Genomic DNA, 18,415 nt, shown 5'->3' on the forward strand with positions numbered 1-18,415 from the left:
TCCGCATTTGCGGGCGGGCTGTATTCATGCGGCAAGACAAGGATGACATGATGCGCAAGACACTCATCATCGCGGCGGCAATGCTGACCGCAAGCACCGTTCCCGCTTTTTCGGAGGGCGATGTCGCCAAGGGGGAGGCGGTCTTCAAGCGCTGTTCCGCCTGTCACGCCATCGGCGAGGGCGCGAAAAACAGGGTCGGCCCGCAACTTAACGGCATCATCGGCCGTGCAGCAGGCGGTGTGCCTGACTATACTTATTCGGCTGCGATGAAAAAAGCGGGCGAGGACGGGCTCGTCTGGACGCCGGAAGAATTGCGGGATTTCCTGAGCGCGCCAAAAAAGAAAATACCCGGCAATAAGATGGCGCTGGCCGGCATCAGCAAGCCGGAAGATCTGGACAATCTGATCGCCTATATCGAAAGCGCGGCTTCCAAGCCGGCTGAATGAGAGCGGCGGAGCTGCCCGGTCGAGGTGCGGTCCTTGGCGAAGGCCAAGCATGTGAAGGCAGGCGTCTACACCCTACACTTGGCTGGTTTCGCCTTCCGCCAGCTGGGCTAGGCCCGGTAGATTGCAGACGAGAAGTTTCTGCCGCCCGCCCTGCACCAGCCCCTTGCTCTCCCAGCTGGAAAGGATGCGGGAAACGGTGTGCAGCGTCGTTCCGGTCATTTCGGCTATATCCTGACGCGAGATCGGGAAGTCGATACGGATACCGTCCAGCTCCTTGCGGCCCGCCTGCTGCGAAAGGCGCAGCACGGCGTGCGCTACCCGGCGCTCCACTTCCTGCGTCGACATCTCGCGGATGCGGGTATGGGCTTCCTCTAGACGCTGGCCGATCGTCTGCATGGCCGAGACGGCAAGATGCGGGTTCTGCTCGACGAATTGCGGCCAGAGGTCCGTCTGCCAGGACAGAATAACGCTTTCGGCCGCCGTCGTGGCGGTGCCGGGATAATCCGACCTTTGCAGCGCCCTGGCGAAACCGAAGAGATCACCGGGATGCACAACGCGCACGATGATCTGCTGGCCGTCATGGGTCACCTGCGTCACCTTCAGGCGGCCGTGAATGAGCAGGAAAAAATGCGTGGCTGACTGGCCCTGCTCGAAAATGGCTTCGCCCGGCGGTACCAGCCGGGATGTGGCGTGGGTCAGCAGTCCGTCCAGCTCATCGTCGGCCATCTTGGCAAACAAGGCCAGCGACCGGATGACGCTTCGGTCAATCTTCACTTGCACCCTCTCCGGTGATTGGCCGCCGCCTCGGTTCCCGCAATGGGCAACCGGGTGTCGGCCTTTTCTGTATCTTCACAATACAGCACTATCACCGGCTGAAGAAGATCAAATGATATGAATCAACCGATTGTTTTAATTGACAATTATCAAGAAAATAGAGTGCTGCCGCGGAGCTTTTCGACAAGCGGCGCATACCACCTCGTATCCTTCACGAGCCTGAAGCCGAGATTATCCGGCGGCACGCCGACGGAGCAGCCGCCGCTTTTCGGGTTTTTGACGAAAGCGCTCATCGCCGCCCGGTGTTTTCCCGAAGCGACGGGAATGCCGCAGGCGGCGGCGGTGTCGACCACGTTGCCATCCTTGCCGAGCGTCACACGGTGGCTGCAGCTCGAGGTCCATTCCCAGATATTGCCACCGAAATCGGCAAGGCCATATTCGTTTTCGCCGAAGCTGCCATAGGATTGCGGAACGGGATTACCCGCCGCCTTGCGGCTGGTCTGCCGCTCGTAATCCGCCAGCCAGCGCAAAGCCGGGTTTTCACTGTCTGCGGGCACGCCAAGCGTCTCGTCCGGGAAAAGCGATCCGGCAGCGAAAGCGAGTTCTGCGTCGCTCGGCAGGCGCCAGACAGCACCGGTCCGCTCGCTTAGCCACTTTGCATAGGCGCGGGCGTCATCCTGGCTGATGCCGGTTGCCGGTATCTCGCCACCGACGGGGGCGGCAAAACCGGGTTCCGGCTGCTGACAGCCACCTTCCGCCACGCAGCGCGCATAATCAGCGCTCGATACCTGATATTTCATGATCGTCAGACTTTGCCGCATCGCCACGTCGACCATCGGGCCATCGACGGCATAACCATTGCGGAAATATTCGCCCTCCGCCCGATAGGTGAAATGTCCTGCGGGCACTGTAACGACCTGCGGAGCCATCATGGCCGCGCGGTCATCAACGCCGCTGCGGATGATCCCGGACTGGAAACCGATGGCCGTTGCCAGCAGCGTTGCAATCGAGAGCGGGAGAAGAAGCGAGACGGCATTTGGGAAGTGGCTGTTGCCGGGAATGCCCATGGGAACCTGCCTGCGTCGTGGAGACGCCAAAGTTCGGGCCTGCCTTCAGGCCGCAGAGAGCGGAAGGGGGAGCGCGCCGCGACCACTGGCGGCGGCGCGCTCCGGTTTGCGTCAGATGCTCGAGGGGGCGAGCACCGCCTGCATCAGGTTGTTGTTCCACTCGCCCGTCACCTTGAAGTGGGCGGCTGCACCCAGCTCGAAGGCCTCAATGAGGTTGTGGTTGACATAAGCGTAGATGCCGGGCTGCTCGAAGGTATAGAAGGCCGCGCCCGCTGTGCCACCGGGAATGAACCAGGTTTCCTGGTCGAGATCCGGTGGGTTGCGGAACTTGCCCGTCGCCCAGACATAATCGCCATGGCCACCGATGAGGTGCGGACGGGTATCACGGTTTGCCTGCGAATGGACGATCAGCACCTTTTCACCCACTGCGGCCTGAAGGGCATGTTCACCTGTCAGGGCACCGACTGCGCCGTTGAAGACGATGTGGCTTGGCGTCAGCTTGCGCATGACTTCCAGCGTGTCGGCCATGGCGTCGCCAGCGCTTTCATATTTCTTGAAATTGCCGTTCTCGTCGCGCGGGATGTAGAAGTCCTGCTCGCCGACATAATAGACCTTGTCATAAACAAGCTCCTTGCCATGGCCGTCCGTCAGGCCCTCACGCGGCAGTACCATGATCGCGCCATTCATGCCCGAGGTGACATGCCAGGGCACCATGCCGGGAGGTGCGCAGTGATAAACGAAGACGCCGGCCTTGGTGGCCTTGAAGCGCAGGATCGCCTTTTCACCGGGGTTGACGATGGTGAGCCCACCGCCTCCGAGCGCACCGGTGGCCGAGTGGAAATCGATGTTATGCTGCAGCTCGTTGGTATCGGGGTTGATGAGGGTCAGTTCGACATAGTCGTCCTGATGCACCACCATCAGAGGCCCGGGAACCGAGCCGTTGAAGGTCATGGCGTGGACCTCGGTGCCCTTGTCATCGAGGATCATCTTCTGCTCTTTGATCGTGAGCGTGAATTCGACGATCTTCGGTCCGCCTTCGGCTTTCTGCGTGTGGGCATGCACGAAGGGCGGTTTGACGAGATCAACTTTTACGCGAGGCAGCGCTGCAATCTCAGCGCTTGTCAATGGCTTGGCTGCAGCCTTCTTTTCCTCTGCCGCGCTCGCTGCCGATGGCATGATGACGGGAGCTAAAGCCCCTGCAAATGCTGCGCCTGCGAGAATATTACGCCGTGAGATGTGGAAGGTTTCCGTCATCATTCTTCTCCTATCCCTCTTGGGGCAGAGCATGTTTCGCTCTGTCGCAGCATTTGTAGCGGAGGGGCGGAAATACAATTTGAGATGGAGCAAACTTCGCTTTCGGCACCCTGCGACATTTTGGCAGGCGGCTGAAGGCTGATGTGGAAGCGTCGCACCTCCTCTTTGCCTGTTCGCAAAGAAGCCGGACGGGCTTGGGCCTAGACATATGTCAAGACCAAACCAGGAGCATTATAATGAGTGGCAGCGAAACCGTTCTCACCCAAGGGCGCAGCCGGCCAAAGGGCGGCATTCCAAGAGGGCTGGCGCGCACCGGCCCGGTTATCTTTTCTTACGGCTTCCGGCCGTTTTTCCTCGGCGGTGCCCTCTGGGCCATCGTGGCGATGGTGTTGTGGATCGCAGCCCTTTCCGGCTTTGTCGACCTTGGCGGGGACTATGGCGCGCCGAACTGGCATGCCCATGAGATGTTGTTCGGTTTCGCCTCGGCGGTGCTGGCCGGCTTTCTCCTGACGGCCGTGCCGAACTGGACGGGGCGGCTGCCGGTGTCGGGCAAACCGCTGGTCTGGCTGTTTGCGCTCTGGTGCGCTGGCCGGCTTTTCCTGCTTGTGCCGGATCAGGTAGGCGTGGTCACCGCCGCAGCCGTGGACGGGCTTTTCCTGCCGGCACTTCTGGCGATCTGCGCGCGCGAGGTCATTGCCGGGCGCAAATGGAAGGACCTGAAGGTGCTGGGCGGGCTGCTGGCGCTTTCCGTTGCCAACATCATATTCCACGTTGCGGCGATTGGCGGCGATCATAGCCAGATCGCGACCCGCCTTGCGGTCTCGGCCTATACCGTGCTTGTCATCATCGTCGGCGGCCGCATCGTGCCGAGCTTTACCCGCAACTGGCTGAACCGTTTCGGCCGCACGGATTTCCCCGTGCCCTATAACGGCTTCGATACTGCCGCCATCCTCACCGGCATCGCGGCGCTGGCCGTCTGGACGATAGAACCCGAGAGCATCGTGGCGGTGCCAACGGCGCTTCTGGCCGCGTTCATGCACGCCGTGCGTCTGATCCGCTGGCGCGGCTGGACGACATGGCCGGAGCAGGTGCTGGTGGTGCTGCATGTGGCCTATGCCTTTATTCCCGTCGGTTTCATCACCATAGCGCTGGCGGCTCTTGACGTCATGGATACACGTTCCGTCCTGCATGTCTTCACCGTCGGCGTTATCGGCTGCATGATGCTTGCTGTCATGACGAGAGCGAGCCTTGGCCATACCGGACGCAAGCTCGCGGCCAGCAGGGTTACCATTGTCGCTTATGTGGCGCTGATCGCCTGCGCGCTGCTGAGACCGGCAGCCGAGTTCTTCCCCGGTGCGATGATGCATCTTTATGCCTGCTCGGCGCTCTTCTGGATCGTGGGTTTCGGCCTCTTCTGCGTTGAATATGGGCCGATCCTGATGCGCGAGCGCAAACCGCTGAAAGCCTAGATTGCTTGCGATACTGCCAAAAACGAAACGCCCCGGAGGCAACTTCCGGGGCGGTTCGGTTTCGGGGAATTTGATTTATGGCTTAATGCGCGCCGGCACCGGCGCGGATGAAGATGCGGAACGCGGTGCGCGCCTCGTCGAAATTGCCGGCCCATTGATGGCCCCGGGCCAGAAGTTCCGGGTAAAGAAAGGTCGGCTCCTGTGGCATCAGCACGAAGATCACGGCGCCCGGCGGAAGACGGTCGAGTGCGGCCAGCGTGCGGCTCGCCTGGCCTTCGGCCGTCTCATCGCTGAGATCGAGATAGATGACCGGGTCCGGCCATATCTGCGGTTCCTCGGCATTGCCCGCAAGCGCCGGTGACACGGAAATCTGCTCGGTTTCACTGGGTTGCGGGGTGAACAGCACTTCCCAGTCGCCGCCGCCGATTTCCCTCACCTGATGGTCGAAACCGCGCTCGGCCATCACCTTGAACAGCGGAACGGGCCGGAAGGTGGCGTATAATCGCAGCGCCTCACCGGGGGCGAGCCCGGCCACGGCTTCCATAATGGCCGGAAAGGGCTCGCCGCCGCTCAGCAAAAGCGGCCGCACATCGAGTTCCCTGATCATTTCCGTCATTACATCACCTCATCTGTCGGCTGGCGGCGGCAAGGGCCGTCCGCCAGAGGTCTTTTCACCCTGCCGCAGGGCAGGGGTCAATGTTCGGAACCGCAGCAGCATTCGCAGCCGGACATGTCGTCCTCGGAACCTTCGGCCTGTTCTTCCAGCCGGCCGATATCGAGACGCCAGACTTCCGGGCCCTGTTCGAGATATTCCCAGCCGAACTGGCCTGGGAAATTGGTGGCCAGCTGGTAGAGCAGGGGGCGGGGATCGTGATCGCTGGTGATCTGCAGCGATTGACCCTCGGTCAACGCACCAAGCGCACCGAAAATGCGCGGATGGCGTTCGCGATGCGGGATGATGCGCACATCTATATTGGTTGCGGTCTGGGCTTCGGACATAGGCTGGCTCCACGGCCGCAGATGGAATGATGTCCGGCGGTGCGGCCGGCCGGCGGACTGGAAAAACCTATCCGCCGGGCGGTCGGGAGACATTGTCGCCGCGCAAACAAACCTGAGATTCGTCAGGTCCGCTCGCGCGACGTGCTTCAGCCGGCAAGGCTACGATAGATTGCCGGCAGCGCCGATGGCAGCTTGGCGATCCTGCTGACGATGGCATAACCGTTCTGGCCGAACATGGCCGGAATATAGGATTGCGCCTTGCTGTCGACCGTTACCCCAAAGACGCTGACGCCCGAGCGTCGCGCCTCGGAGACCGCGCGGCGGCTGTCCTCGATGGCGAAGCGGCCTTCATAGTGGTCGACATCGTTCGGCTTGCCATCCGTCAGCAGCAACAGCAGCTTTCGGCGCTCCGGCCTTTCACGCAGCTTGGCACTGGCGTGGCGGATGGCGGGGCCGATGCGGGTGTAGAAGCCGGGCTTCAGCGCCGCGATGCGCCGCTCGATAGTGTGGCCCATCGGTTCATCGAAATCCTTCACCGTTTCCACCCGCACCCAGGAACGGCGGCGGGAGGTGAAGGTCAGGATGGAGTGACTGTCACCGCAGGCGGAAAGCCCGTGGGCCAGCACCAGCAGGGCTTCCTTCTCCACGTCGAGCACCCGGCGATTGTCGAACCAGGCATCGGTCGATAGTGATACGTCGACAAGAATAGTCACGGCGAGATCGTGCGCCTGCGGGCGGCTTGCCATATGAATGCGGTCGCTGCCCTGTCCTCCGGCAGCGATATCGCTTCTGGCGCGAACCACGGCGTCAAGATCGAGATCGTTGCCGTCAAGCTGGGCGCGCAGCATCTCGTGACGCGGCCGCAGCACCTCGAATTGCCGCCTGACCCGGCGGATGAGGCTCTTGGTGTCCGGGTCGGGTTCCGGTGCCGTCTCGGCGTCTTTCGCCGGACCGGCGATGACCCGGCAATGATCGGCGAGATAGGTGCCGCTCCGATAATCCCATTCGGGATAGGTGTGTTCCGCCGTCAGGGCGGTATGGTTCAGTGCTTCAGGCGGCAGGTCGAGATCGAAGCGGAAGCGGGCGGAAGGCCGTCCCTTTCTTTCACCCAGCGTCATATCGTCAAGCTCGTCCGCCGCGCTGCCATCGGCATCGTCGCTATCGTCACCCGGCCGGTCGACATTGACCATCTCGGCCATGGCGAGGATTTTTTCGAAACGGTTGAGGATGAAGGGGCTGCGTTCGGTCTGGCGGTTCTCGGTCTTTTCGCGCACGGCGATATGGCGGGCCGCTTCCGCGCCCTGTGGCGCGGCCGCCGCTGCCGGCTGGTCCTCGCCCTGCCGGGCATCGGATGTCTCCCGCAGCAATGTGTCCGGCCAGAGTGGAACAGGCAGCATCGGCAGGTAGCGTGGCGGCGCTTTTTCCGGAGGGCTCGCAGGCGGTGCATAGCCCTCTATCCCTGCCGCCGCGGCCAACATGAATAACACCCGTTGTTCCACCCGCTGTTCCGCCTGCGGCAAAGGCCGCGTCTGCCGCACCGCGAGCATGGCGGCGCACAGCCGGCGATAACGGGTCTTCATGCCGGGAAAAGCACGGGTTACGGTTTCTGCCAGTTCTGCGGCGCGGTCGAGCCGGGCAAGATCGTTGCGAAGCGGGTCGGCGGCCATGACTGGTTCAAGCGGCATCATCGCCATGGCGGCGGCGAGCCAGAGATAAAGATCGCGATTGAGACGCCGGTCGGGAAACAGATCGAGCACCGGCGGCAGCATCAGCGTGGCATGATCACGTCCGGGCTGGGCAAGCTTCTCTTCGCCAAGACCCATGCGCTGGCGCAGCCTCAGCCGGTGGCTGGAGGTGCGGGCGCGGGCCGGAGCGATCTGCACCGCATGTTCACCGCCAAAACCGCGGAAACATATGGCCAGTACGGCCTGCATATCCTCCAGCTTCACGGCATGATCCGGGAAGCGCAGCCATGTGCCGGTTTCGCCGATCAGCCTGTGCCAGGCGCGGCCGACGGTTTCCTCCAGTTCCAGAAAGTCCAGCATGGTTTATCCTCATGGCATCGGACCGGAATGCGCGGGGCAACCGCGCAACCCGGTGTGGATATCAAAGCGCCTATCGGATGATCGCATCCGCTACTTCATGCAGCGCGGCCTTCACATCAGGCTCGTCGGTCAGCGGTTCGATCATGGTCGCGCGCACGGCCTGGCGGGCGGGAAGGCCGGTATCGATGAGGCTGGCGCAATAAACCAGCAGGCGGGTGGAGACGCCTTCTTCCAGATCGTGGCCTTTCAGGCCGCGCAGCCGGTGGGCAAGATCGACCAGCGGCTCGACATCGCGCGCATCCAGCCCGCTTTCATGCGAAACGACGGCGATTTCCTGCTCCTTGGGCAGGAAGTCGAATTCGATGGCGACGAAACGCTGTCGGGTGCTGGGTTTCAGGCTTTTCAGGAGGTTCTGGTATCCGGGATTATAGGACACCACGAGCATGAAGCCCGAGGGTGCTTCCAGCACTTCGCCGGTGCGTTCCAGAGGCAGGATGCGGCGGTCGTCGGTGAGCGGATGCAGCACGACGGCCACATCCTTGCGCGCCTCAACGATCTCGTCGAGGTAACATATGCCGCCCTGGCGTACCGATCGTGTCAGCGGGCCGTCCATCCATACCGTTTCGCCGCCTTTCAGCAGGTAACGGCCGGTCAGGTCGGCAGCGGCAAGATCGTCGTGGCATGAAACGGTGGAAAGCGGCAGGCCGAGTTTCGCGGCCATATGGCTGACGAAACGGGTCTTGCCGCAACCGGTCGGGCCTTTCAGCAGAAGCGGCAATTGCCGCACCCAGGCGCTTTCGAACAGCACGCATTCGTTGCCGAGCGGGGTGTAGAACGGTGCCTCCGGCAAAGGCTGCGGCGCGGGACGGAAAATCGTATTCATGGTCATCTCCATGGTTGGTGGTAAGGACCGGCTCTCCGGGGGAAAAGGAGAGCCGGTCCGTTTCTCATTCGGCGGGCTGCACGAGGCGGGCGACGTCACCCTGTTTCTGCTTGCCCGGCACCAGGACTGCCCAGATGAACATGATTGCCGAAATGAGAACTGCGAAACCGGAACCAAGGCGGATCCAGTAGAAGATCGCCAGCTGGTCCTGCACATCCATGAAGCTCTCGCCCATGACCCGCTGGAGCTGGATCTGCACCACGCCGGCAAAGGTCAGCGCGAAGGTCATCACCGACATGGCCGTGCACATGACCCAGAAGCTCGTCATCGAAAGCCACTGATTGTAGGGCGCGCGTTTCTTCATTTCCGGTATGGCATAGGCCATCATCGCAAGGTTCAGCATCACATAGGCGCCGAAGAAGGCGAGGTGCCCGTGGGCGGCGGTGAGCTGCGTGCCGTGGCTGTAATAGTTCACCGAAGACAGCGTGTGCAGGAAACCCCAGACGCCGGCGCCGAAAAAGGCCATGACCGAGCAGCCGATCGACCAGAGGAGGGCCGCGCGGTTCTCATGCTTACGGCCAGCCTTCCAGGTCATGACGAAGGTGAAGATGACCATGGTGAAGAAGGGAGCCACTTCCAGCGTCGAGAACAGCGAGCCGATCCACTGCCAGTAACCCGGTGCGCCGATCCAGTAATAGTGGTGCCCGGTGCCGAGAATGCCCGAGAAGAGCGCAAGGCCAACGATGACATAGAGCCATTTTTCCACCACTTCGCGGTCGATGCCGTTGAGCTTGATCATCAGGAAGGCGAGGATCGACGCCATGATCAGTTCCCACACGCCTTCCACCCACAGATGGATGACGTACCACCAGTACATCTTGTCGAGCGCCAGATTCATGGGGTTGTAGAAGGCGAAGAGGAAGAAGATCGCCAGACCCCAGAGACCGAAGAGCAGGATGTTGATGACCGTGGTCTTGCGGCCCTTGAGCGCCGTCATGGTGATGTTGAACAGGAACATCAGCACCACAAGGACGATGCCGACCTTGATGGCGAAGGGCTGTTCGAGGAATTCGCGGCCCTCGTGGATGCGGAACATATATCCGACCACGGCAACGGCGGCTGCCACCAGGAAGATCCAGAACTGCGCGATGGCGAGTTTGGGGCTGTAAAGCTCCGTTTCCGTCTCTTCCGGCAGAAGATAGAAGGTCGAGCCCATGAAGCCCATCAGCAGCCACACGACCAGCGCATTGGTGTGGATCATGCGCACGATGTTGAAGGGCAGAAGCTCGGAAAGCGTGTTGGGCAGCACGTAGATCGTGGCGGCGACGACGCCGAACAGGATCTGCGCCACGAACAGCCCGATTGCGCCGTAAAAATACAGCATGGCGACTTTTTGCGTCTGGTATTTCATCTCGTCATCTCCTTGCCGTCAACCTCAACCCGCATCGTTCGGCGGCCAGTTCTGCGTCTTGATCCGGCTCGTCCATTCGAGGAAGTCGACGAGATCATCGAGTTCCTGTTCGGTGAGATTGAACTGCGGCATCTGGCGCCGGCCTTCGATGCCGGTGGGCTGGGCGGCCATCCACGCCTTGATGGAATCGCGCGCCGCATCCTTGTCTTCCACGCCGCCATAGCGCTTCCAGACATTGCCGAGTTCGGGCGCGAAATAGGCGCCTTCGCCGAGCAGGGTGTGACAGTTGATGCAGGAATTTTTCTCCCACACATGTTTGCCGCGCGCGACGCTTTCGGTCAGCGTGCTTTCATCCGTCGAGGTGGTGCGCATGTAATAATGGCTATGGGCGGTCAGCCCGACGAATATGGCAAAGAAGAAGATGGAGCCGCCATAAAAGACGTTTCGCGCTCCTGTTTTGGTCAGGCGTTCTGCCATGCCAATGGTCCTTTCCATCCGGAAGACCGCTTATGCGGACTGGCTTGATCGAACCCTCTTGCCGGGATTTGCCAGCAGGCTGGCGGAATGCGGTGGGGTCTGAAGCCTTTCTAGCCGCTGGCCGCCGGCGTTCTTTGCCATTTGGCAAACAAGTGGAGAGGTGATGCGGTCCGCCTTTTCAGAGCGACAAAATGCCCTGCAGGAACGCTCGCAAAAGGGCTGCGGCGGCAAAGATTGCGGGCCATGCCAGAAGTGCCGTGCGCAGCAGGCCTCGCTCTTCGCCAAAACCCAGAAAATCGTCGATGACGCGTCTGGATTTCATGAGCGCGAAAAGCAGCATCAGGCACGCGACGGCAACCGGCGGCAGAAGCGCTGCCTTCCACGAGGTGACGACGGCCGTACCGGCGAGAACGAGAATGGCGAGCACTGCGAAACTTCTTGCGAGCTGGCGGGAGGTGCGGTGGATCATGATTGTCAAACCAGATAGACGATGGGAAAAATGACGATCCAGACCAGATCGATGACATGCCACAGCGTCGTCACCAGCGTGACGTTCTCGTTTTTCGGGAAGACTGCGACGAGAAACAGCAGCACGGCCACGAAGACGACATGCAGCAGGTGGAAGCCGGTGAGCAGGAAATAGAGCTCGAAGAAAGCGCCATAGGCGGGGTCGGACGCGAAGGCGATTTCGGTGGAATATTCATGGAGCTTCACTCCGACGAAAGCGAAACCCAGCAGGCCGGCAAGGACAAGCGCCCGCCTTTTGCCCGGCAGCTTCGTGTGGCGGCTCGCCGCGACGGCCGCTTGCCAGCCGCTCGCCAGCAAAATCAGTGTGTTGAGACCGGCAAGCTGCGGCTGCAGGTGCTGGCGCGCGGCGGCGAATGCATCCGGATTGAGCGCGAAGGCGATGATGAAGGCGCCGGTCAGCGCGCCGAAAGCGGCAAGCTCGCTCCAGACCAGAATCCACAAAAGCAGGTTTCCGCTTTCCTCTTCCGTATTTATCGCCATGGCCTCGCCCGTAATTGTAAAACAGCAAGCCACGCTTAGGCGTCCTCAAACTGCGCTTCTTTGCGGTCGGTCAAAGAAGGGAGCGCGCAAAGCCCTATTGTCATGACAAAGCGCAACTCTGGAAAATGGAGCATCCCATGAACGACGCGCAGGTCGGGCTGATTGTCGCAACCCCTATTATCATTGGCTTTGCGGTGCTGTTGTACCGTATGGGAGTGTTACAGCGCATGGGCGCGGTTTCCGCCGTGCTTGCCTCCGTGGCCATTGCTTCGGTGCTGTTCCTGAACCAGTGAAAAGGCAGTCGCATGCTTGAACTTGTCGCCGCTCTTTCGCTTTTTGTGGCGCTGCACTCCATTCCTGCCGTGCCTGCCGTGCGCGGCCGGCTGATTGCGGCCATCGGCAGGCCCGCTTATTTCGGGGCTTATTCCGTCGTCTCGCTTCTGACGCTGGGCTGGGTGTTTTACGCCGCGCTGTCGGTCGATTACATACCGCTCTGGGATGTCGCGCCCTGGCAGGCGCATGTCACCTTTCTGGCAGCGCCGATTGGCCTGTTTTTCGTGCTGGCCGGCCTTCTCAGTGTCAATCCGCTCTCCATTTCCGTACGGCAGGGGCAGAAGCCCGGGGCGATCGTGCGCATAACGCGCCATCCCGTGCTTGTCGGTTTCCTGTTCTGGTCGCTCGGCCATGTCGTGCCGAATGGTGACCTGCGCTCCGTCATCCTGTTCGGCGGTTTTGCGCTGTTTTCGCTTGGCGGGATGGCGATGACGGAAAAACGCGCGCGGAAAAGACTGGGCAATGCATGGAACGCGACGGCCGCCGGAAGCGCCACGGTGCCCTTTGCGGCAATTCTCACAGGCAAAACCCGTATCGCCGTGGATGTGCCGATGCTGCTCGCCGCGGCACTGACAGGCTTGACCGTGTGGTGGCTTCTGACTGGCGGCCATGCCATGCTCTTCGGCGCGGACCCCATGGCCTATTTCTGATCACTCACGACATTTTCACCACATGCGGCTGCCATATCGGCGCCTGCGGCGCGGACGCGATGCCGAGCTGATCGATGGCACGCGCGGCGAGCTGGTCGACAATATCGAAGACACTTTGTGGCCTGTTATAAAAGGCCGGCACTGGCGGCATGACGATGGCGCCTGCCTCCGTGACAGTGCACATATTGCGCAGATGGATGAGATGCAGCGGTGTCTCGCGGGTCATCAAAACCAGTTTCCGTCGTTCCTTCAGATGCACATCGGCGGCGCGGGTGACGAGATTGTCCGAAAGTCCGGTTGCGATGGCGGCAAGGGTGCGCATGGAGCAGGGGGTGACGATCATGCCGGCCGTTGGGAAGGAACCGCTGGCAATTGCCGCGCCAATATCATCGACGGAATGATTGACGCTGGCGAGCGAAAGCATCCGCCCCATGGCTTGCGCACCTTCCTCATGCAGCACGGTGCGTCTGGCGGACTGCGACAGGACGAGATGGATTTCGACGCTTTTCATCTCTGCTAGGCGCTCGATGATGCGCAGCGCAATGCCGGCACCCGAGGCACCGGTGACTCCGACCACGACACGGCACGGGGTCATGGTCGTTCTCCAAGGCCAAGATCACGCCACATCAGATCCACCTTTGCGATGACGTCAGGTGTCATGGAGAGCACGCGACCCCATTCGCGCTCCGTCTCCGGCGGCAGCTTGCGGGTGGCGTCCAGACCCATCTTGCCGCCGAGGCCGGTTTTCGGCGAGGCGAAGTCGAGATAATCGATCGGCGTATCGTTGATGATCGTTGCATCGCGCGACGCGTCGAAACGGGTGGAGAGCGCCCAGACGACATCCGCCCAGCTGCGGACATCAATATCGGGATCGACCAGAATGATGAGCTTCACATAGCTGAACTGCGGCAGCATCGACCACAGGCCCATCATCACCCGTTTTGCCTGGCCGGGATAACGCTTGTCGATGGAGGCGACCATGACGCGATAGGAACAGGCCTCCGGCGGCATCCACAGATCAACGATTTCCGCAAACTGCCTTTTGACGAGCGGCAGGAAAATCTCGAGCATGGCTTCGCCGAGAACCGAGGGTTCATCCGGCGGCCGGCCGGTATAGGTGGAAAGATAGATTGGATCGCGGCGCATGGTGATCGCCGACAACCTCATGACCGGAAAGGCTTCGACCGAATTATAATAGCCGGTATGATCGCCATAAGGGCCTTCGAGTGCCGTTTCCGTTACTGAGACGGTGCCTTCCAGCACGATCTCGGCATTGGCGGGCACCGGCATAGGCACCGTCAATGCCTTTGCTATGCGGCTTTTCGAGCGGCGCAGCAGACCGGAAAAACCAAGTTCGCTGATATGATCGGGAAGCGGCATGACGGCGGCGAGAATGGTGGCGGGGTCGGCGCCGATGGCGATGGTGACGGGCATATCCAGCCCGCGCGCTTGCCACAGCCGGTGGTGATGCGCGCCGCCGCGATGCGCCAGCCAGCGCATGATGACCCTGTCCTGTCCCAGCACCTGCATGCGGTAGATCCCGACATTGATATCGTCGGGATCATCAGGCGAACGCGTGATGACCAGCGGCCAGGTAATGAGCGGCGCTGGTTCGCCGGGCCAGCACCATTGCACCGGCAGGCAGGCAAGATCGACCGCATCGCCCGTCAGTACCTGTTCCTGCACCGGAGCGCGGGAGACGTTGCGTGGCCGCATGGACAGTGCGGCTTTCAGCAAAGGCAGCTTACCCCATGCCTCGGCCATGGATTTCGGCGGGCGTGGCTCGCGCAATTCGGCGAGCTTTTGTCCAAGTGCCGGCAGGCCACCGGTCTCAAGCCCGAGCCCCCATTCGATGCGTTGCCGCGTGCCGAAGAGATTGGCAAGCAGCGGCATGTCCCGCACCTTGCCCTCATGATCGACGGGTTGCTCGAAAAGCAGCGCCGGCCCACCATCGGCGAGCACGCGGCGATGGATTTCGGTAATCTCGTGCACCAGCGAAACCGGCTGGCGGATTCGCCGCAGCTGCCCACGCTCTTCCAGCAGCCGGATGAAACCGCGCAGATCGCTTGTGCGGGCGGGTTTTGTTTCTGTCTTTATATCTGTCGGTTCGTCTCTCATGCCGCCTGTTTGCAGGCGGTTATGCGGCATGTCCTTGCGCTGCCGCAAATGCGGCTTCAGTGCGAACGAAGATAGTCGGCGAGAACGATGGCGTGGTTGTGTTCGGTATCGTGGGCGGCATAAAGCAGCGTGACCCGGCCCTTCGCCATCAGTTCCTTCATGCGCGCCACGGCATCGGGGTTGGCCGAAAGCTCCTCATGGTAATGCCCGGTAAATTCGGCAAAACGTGACGGCATATGGGAGAATTGCTTGCGCAGTTCGTTGCTGGGCGCGATCTCCTTCATCCACAGCGAGAGCTTTGCGTCTTCCTTGCGCATGCCGCGCGGCCACAGCCGGTCCACCAGAACACGCGTACCGTCATCGTCGCTGGCGGGTTCGTAGATCCGTTTGATCCTTATGTCGGGCATGGCGGCCTCCTTCGCTTGGCAAGTGAATGATTTATAGCGGCTTTTGTGAAGAGGCGCCTGAAAATCTCCCTGTCTTTGCGTTCGCTCAAACCGGCGCCGACGCGCTGCGGTTAGGGTCCGGTCCGTAACTGACCTGACAGGACCCTTCATGAGACCTTTTCCCGCCGCCATCGCCACCCCCATGAATTTCCTGCCCCTTGCCGTGGTGCAGCGAGCGACGGCGGCGATGCTGGCGCAGATCATGAAACGGCACCCGGATATGTTCGGCCGGCTCGGTGAACATAGCCACAAGCGTTATGGCTTTCAGCCTGTCGATCTGCCTTTCGCCTTCATGGTCGAACCGGCCCGCCCCGCCATCACCGTCAGCCGAAAGGGCCGCCTGCCGAAGGTGGATGCGGCGGTGGAAGGGCCGCTTTTCATGCTGCTGGCCCTGATGGAAGGGCGGCAGGATGCCGACGCGCTGTTCTTCTCACGCGACTTGAGCGTGACCGGCGACATGGAGGCGATGCTGGCGCTGCGCAATGCGCTTGATGATAGCGGCATCGACCTGCCGCGCGATCTCGGTGCGTTTGCCGGGCCTTTTGCGCCGGTGGTAACGGGTGTTGCGAACCGGCTGCGCGGCCATGTTCTATCCGAAACGCGGGGAGGTGAGGCATGGAACTGATCTGTCCAGCAGGAACGCCCGCCGCCTTCCGCGAGGCCGTGGATGCCGGCGCGGATGCCGTTTATTGCGGGTTTCGCGATGAAACCAATGCCCGCAATTTTCCCGGTCTCAATTTTTCCCGCGAAGAGCTTGCCGAAGCCATCGCCTATGCGAAGAAACGCAACGTGCAGACCTTCGTGGCGCTCAACACCTTCATGCGCGCCGGTAATGAGGATATCTGGTATCGCGGTGCGGCCGATGCCGTGAAGGTGGGGGCGGACGCGCTTATCCTTGCCGATTTCGGCCTGATGGCGCATGTGGCGGAACATCATCCGCAGCAGCGTATCCACGTTTCCGTGCAGGCCTCCGCCTCCAATGCCGACGCGGTGAATTTCCTCGTTGATGCCTTCGGCGCAAAACGCGTGGTGTTGCCACGCACCCTGACGATTTCCGACATTGCCCGGTTGGCGCGGCAAATCCGCTGCGAGATCGAAATCTTCGTGTTCGGCGGGCTCTGTGTCATGGCGGAGGGTCGCTGCTCGCTGTCCTCCTATGCCACAGGCAAATCCCCCAACATGAACGGCGTCTGCTCACCGGCAAGCCATGTGCGTTACCGGCAGGATGGGCAGGAGCTGGTCTCGGAACTCGGCGATTATACCATCAACCGCTTTCCGGAAGGAGAAGCGGTGGGTTACCCCACGCTGTGCAAGGGGCGTTTCGAGATTGCCGACGACAAGTCCTATGCCTTCGAGGATCCGGTGTCGCTTGATGTGATGGACCAGATCGACGCCTTGCGCGAAGCGGGGGTCAGCGCGCTCAAGATCGAAGGCCGCCAGCGCGGCAAGGCCTATGTGGCGGAAGTGGTTTCCACCCTCCACCGGGCGCTGGCCGCCAGCGCCGAAGAGCGGGGACGGCTGCTCTCGCGCCTGCGGCTTTTAAGCGAAGGCCAGCGCACCACCGTCGGTGCTTACGAGAAACGCTGGAGATGATGGCGATGGCAAAAACCGCAAAGGCCACATTGGCGCTCGGCCCCGTCCTTTATCTCTGGCAGGGCGAAAAATGGCGCGATTTTTACTTTCGCATCGCCGATGAAGCGCCCGTCAGCCATGTCTATCTCGGCGAAACCGTCTGTTCGAAACGGTTTCATTTCACCGAGCCACATCTGGCCGAGGTGATAGAGCGGCTGGAGAACGCCGGAAAACAGGTGATCCTTTCGACTCTCTCACTGGTTACGCTGGAGCGGGAAAGCCGCCAGCTGCGCGGCCTGATTGCCGACAGTCCTTATCTCGTTGAGGCGAACGACCTTTCCGCGCTGGGTATGCTGCACGGCACGCCGCATGTCGTTGGCCCGATGGTGAATGTCTATAATGCCGCGACCGCGCGGCTTCTGGCGTCACGCGGTGCAAGCGTCATCTGCCTGCCACCGGAACTGCCGGTGACCTCGGTGGAGCGCATCGTGGCGGAAACGCCGGATGTGGACTTCGAAATCTTCGTCTTCGGCCGCCTGCCGCTCGCCATTTCGGCCCGCTGCGCCCATGCCCGCGCCAAGGGCAATATAAAGGATAATTGCCAGTTCGTCTGCGGTGACGATCCGGACGGGTTGCCGGTGCGCACGCTTGACCGGCAGTCGTTTCTGGCACTGAACGGCGTGCAGACGGTATCGCACACCTGCCAGTCGCTGCTTGGTGAGCTGCTGGATCTGGCCGAGGCCGGCATAACGCGTTTTCGCCTGTCACCACAGGATTGCGACATGGTCGCGGTGGCACGAATCCACGACGATGTTCTGGCCGGCAGGCGGGATGCGCAAGATGGCCTTGCACGTCTCGGGCAAATCTATCCGGACGTGCCTTTCTCCAATGGTTTTCATCACGGGCAGGAAGGGGCGGCCTGGGTTGCCCGTGCCCGCAACACAGCGCATGGGGTGAATGCATGACGATGGAAAGGCAAAAGGCACAACCACTGTCTGCGGCGCCGGGCGGTGCGGATATCGCCGCCGCGATCCATCTGGTGCGCAACATCGTTCTGGAAAGCGCGCTTGATTGCGGCTGCCGCGACAGGGTGCATGAGGCCCTGCGTGAGCTCGAGGATTTCGAGCGCCAGCGCAACATCGTCAAGCTTCTGGCCGCGGCCCGCGAGGAGCGGCGCAAGGTCGCGCTTTTGACCGAGATGCTCTCCGATTTCGCCGAAGACGACACGGTGGACGAAGGTGTGGTCGAAACCGCAAGCCTGATGTTTCTCGATATCGCCGCCGCCGCTCAGGAGGGCTCGCGTATCCTGCGCGATGCCCTTTCACTCAGGACAGGCGAATAGGCCCGGTTTCCGGTGCTGTTTGATCCTGCGCAAAGATCGGGCGCTTGCAAAATGTCATTTCCAGATGGGTGACGCACCTGTGGCCGGAAGGTCGGCCATCAGCGAGCGTCACGCACATCAG

22 protein-coding genes are annotated in these 18,415 nt (G+C 61.4%); 8 read left to right on the forward strand and 14 right to left on the reverse strand.

The window, feature by feature from the left end; translation table 11 throughout:
• Nucleotides 1–50 precede the first annotated feature (50 nt).
• Nucleotides 51–446, forward strand: a complete 396-nt coding sequence (locus tag O3S81_RS17595) for a c-type cytochrome (protein WP_269345218.1) — start codon at nucleotides 51–53, stop codon at nucleotides 444–446.
• A 72-nt stretch (nucleotides 447–518) separates the two neighbouring features.
• Here O3S81_RS17595 and O3S81_RS17600 read toward each other — a convergent pair whose 3' ends face one another.
• From O3S81_RS17600 to nirK, 3 genes are all read right to left on the reverse strand, one after another.
• On the reverse strand, nucleotides 519–1,220 hold the full coding sequence (locus O3S81_RS17600) for a Crp/Fnr family transcriptional regulator (protein ID WP_269345221.1): 702 nt from the start codon (nucleotides 1,218–1,220) through the stop codon (nucleotides 519–521).
• A 149-nt stretch (nucleotides 1,221–1,369) separates the two neighbouring features.
• The gene (locus tag O3S81_RS17605; RefSeq protein ID WP_269345223.1) at nucleotides 1,370–2,287 is read right to left on the reverse strand and encodes a formylglycine-generating enzyme family protein; all 918 of its coding nucleotides are present in this window, start codon (nucleotides 2,285–2,287) and stop codon (nucleotides 1,370–1,372) included.
• 111 nt (nucleotides 2,288–2,398) lie between these two features.
• Nucleotides 2,399–3,541, reverse strand: coding sequence for a copper-containing nitrite reductase (gene nirK, locus O3S81_RS17610; RefSeq protein WP_269345225.1), 1,143 nt, complete (start codon nucleotides 3,539–3,541; stop codon nucleotides 2,399–2,401).
• A gap of 236 nt (nucleotides 3,542–3,777) precedes the next feature.
• Between nirK and O3S81_RS17615 the strand changes: the two genes are divergently transcribed.
• Nucleotides 3,778–5,010, forward strand: coding sequence for an NnrS family protein (locus O3S81_RS17615; RefSeq protein ID WP_269345226.1), 1,233 nt, complete (start codon nucleotides 3,778–3,780; stop codon nucleotides 5,008–5,010).
• Between the two features lie 82 nt (nucleotides 5,011–5,092).
• Here O3S81_RS17615 and O3S81_RS17620 read toward each other — a convergent pair whose 3' ends face one another.
• The 8 genes from O3S81_RS17620 to O3S81_RS17655 all read right to left on the reverse strand — a co-directional run bounded on the left by O3S81_RS17620 (nucleotide 5,093) and on the right by O3S81_RS17655 (nucleotide 11,833).
• The gene (locus tag O3S81_RS17620; protein WP_269345228.1) at nucleotides 5,093–5,626 is read right to left on the reverse strand and encodes a DUF2249 domain-containing protein; all 534 of its coding nucleotides are present in this window, start codon (nucleotides 5,624–5,626) and stop codon (nucleotides 5,093–5,095) included.
• Nucleotides 5,627–5,703: 77 nt separating this feature from the next.
• On the reverse strand, nucleotides 5,704–6,009 hold the full coding sequence (locus O3S81_RS17625) for a DUF2249 domain-containing protein (protein WP_035257647.1): 306 nt from the start codon (nucleotides 6,007–6,009) through the stop codon (nucleotides 5,704–5,706).
• Between the two features lie 146 nt (nucleotides 6,010–6,155).
• The gene (locus O3S81_RS17630; protein WP_269345232.1) at nucleotides 6,156–8,054 is read right to left on the reverse strand and encodes a nitric oxide reductase activation protein NorD; all 1,899 of its coding nucleotides are present in this window, start codon (nucleotides 8,052–8,054) and stop codon (nucleotides 6,156–6,158) included.
• Nucleotides 8,055–8,124: 70 nt separating this feature from the next.
• Nucleotides 8,125–8,937 carry a CbbQ/NirQ/NorQ/GpvN family protein gene (locus O3S81_RS17635; RefSeq protein ID WP_269345233.1) on the reverse strand — a complete coding sequence of 271 codons (813 nt, stop codon included), beginning with the start codon at nucleotides 8,935–8,937 and terminating at the stop codon, nucleotides 8,125–8,127.
• 64 nt (nucleotides 8,938–9,001) lie between these two features.
• Nucleotides 9,002–10,348, reverse strand: a complete 1,347-nt coding sequence (locus O3S81_RS17640) for a nitric-oxide reductase large subunit (protein ID WP_137411895.1) — start codon at nucleotides 10,346–10,348, stop codon at nucleotides 9,002–9,004.
• A 24-nt stretch (nucleotides 10,349–10,372) separates the two neighbouring features.
• A complete protein-coding gene (locus O3S81_RS17645) occupies nucleotides 10,373–10,825 on the reverse strand; it encodes a c-type cytochrome (protein ID WP_037093028.1) in 453 nt (150 codons plus the stop codon).
• A gap of 178 nt (nucleotides 10,826–11,003) precedes the next feature.
• A complete protein-coding gene (locus O3S81_RS17650; protein WP_162936922.1) occupies nucleotides 11,004–11,294 on the reverse strand; it encodes a hypothetical protein in 291 nt (96 codons plus the stop codon).
• 5 nt (nucleotides 11,295–11,299) lie between these two features.
• Nucleotides 11,300–11,833: a cytochrome c oxidase subunit 3 family protein gene (locus O3S81_RS17655; RefSeq protein ID WP_269345239.1), complete on the reverse strand. Its 534-nt coding sequence runs from the start codon at nucleotides 11,831–11,833 to the stop codon at nucleotides 11,300–11,302.
• A 137-nt stretch (nucleotides 11,834–11,970) separates the two neighbouring features.
• On the opposite strand from O3S81_RS17655, the gene O3S81_RS17660 reads away from it, so the two are divergent.
• Both O3S81_RS17660 and O3S81_RS17665 read left to right on the forward strand, forming a co-directional pair.
• A complete protein-coding gene (locus O3S81_RS17660; RefSeq protein WP_003520964.1) occupies nucleotides 11,971–12,126 on the forward strand; it encodes a hypothetical protein in 156 nt (51 codons plus the stop codon).
• Between the two features lie 12 nt (nucleotides 12,127–12,138).
• Complete coding sequence (locus tag O3S81_RS17665) at nucleotides 12,139–12,816, forward strand: NnrU family protein (protein ID WP_269345243.1); 678 nt, start codon at nucleotides 12,139–12,141, stop codon at nucleotides 12,814–12,816.
• A 4-nt stretch (nucleotides 12,817–12,820) separates the two neighbouring features.
• Here O3S81_RS17665 and O3S81_RS17670 read toward each other — a convergent pair whose 3' ends face one another.
• From O3S81_RS17670 to O3S81_RS17680, 3 genes are read right to left on the reverse strand one after another with little or no spacing between them, the layout of a single operon-like run.
• Complete coding sequence (locus O3S81_RS17670; protein WP_269345245.1) at nucleotides 12,821–13,411, reverse strand: UbiX family flavin prenyltransferase; 591 nt, start codon at nucleotides 13,409–13,411, stop codon at nucleotides 12,821–12,823.
• Nucleotides 13,408–14,934, reverse strand: coding sequence for a UbiD family decarboxylase (locus tag O3S81_RS17675; RefSeq protein WP_269345246.1), 1,527 nt, complete (start codon nucleotides 14,932–14,934; stop codon nucleotides 13,408–13,410). Before O3S81_RS17675 ends, O3S81_RS17670 begins: the two co-directional genes overlap by 4 nt.
• Nucleotides 14,935–14,990: 56 nt before the next feature.
• Nucleotides 14,991–15,341: a DUF488 domain-containing protein gene (locus O3S81_RS17680; protein WP_269345248.1), complete on the reverse strand. Its 351-nt coding sequence runs from the start codon at nucleotides 15,339–15,341 to the stop codon at nucleotides 14,991–14,993.
• 148 nt (nucleotides 15,342–15,489) lie between these two features.
• Between O3S81_RS17680 and ubiT the strand changes: the two genes are divergently transcribed.
• From ubiT to O3S81_RS17700, 4 genes are read left to right on the forward strand one after another with little or no spacing between them, the layout of a single operon-like run.
• Nucleotides 15,490–16,005: a ubiquinone anaerobic biosynthesis accessory factor UbiT gene (ubiT, locus tag O3S81_RS17685; RefSeq protein ID WP_442864944.1), complete on the forward strand. Its 516-nt coding sequence runs from the start codon at nucleotides 15,490–15,492 to the stop codon at nucleotides 16,003–16,005.
• Nucleotides 15,996–16,973, forward strand: coding sequence for a ubiquinone anaerobic biosynthesis protein UbiU (gene ubiU / locus O3S81_RS17690; RefSeq protein WP_269345250.1), 978 nt, complete (start codon nucleotides 15,996–15,998; stop codon nucleotides 16,971–16,973). The genes ubiT and ubiU overlap by 10 nt, the downstream gene beginning before the upstream one ends.
• Nucleotides 16,974–16,978: 5 nt before the next feature.
• Nucleotides 16,979–17,917, forward strand: a complete 939-nt coding sequence (gene ubiV / locus O3S81_RS17695; RefSeq protein WP_269345251.1) for a ubiquinone anaerobic biosynthesis protein UbiV — start codon at nucleotides 16,979–16,981, stop codon at nucleotides 17,915–17,917.
• Entirely contained in the window at nucleotides 17,914–18,294 is a 381-nt protein-coding gene (locus O3S81_RS17700) for a hypothetical protein (RefSeq protein ID WP_269345253.1), read from the forward strand. The genes ubiV and O3S81_RS17700 overlap by 4 nt, the downstream gene beginning before the upstream one ends.
• The last annotated feature ends 121 nt before the right edge of the window (nucleotides 18,295–18,415 follow it).

This window comes from Agrobacterium sp. SOY23 (genome assembly GCF_027212525.1).
Classification (GTDB): domain Bacteria; phylum Pseudomonadota; class Alphaproteobacteria; order Rhizobiales; family Rhizobiaceae; genus Agrobacterium; species Agrobacterium tumefaciens_I.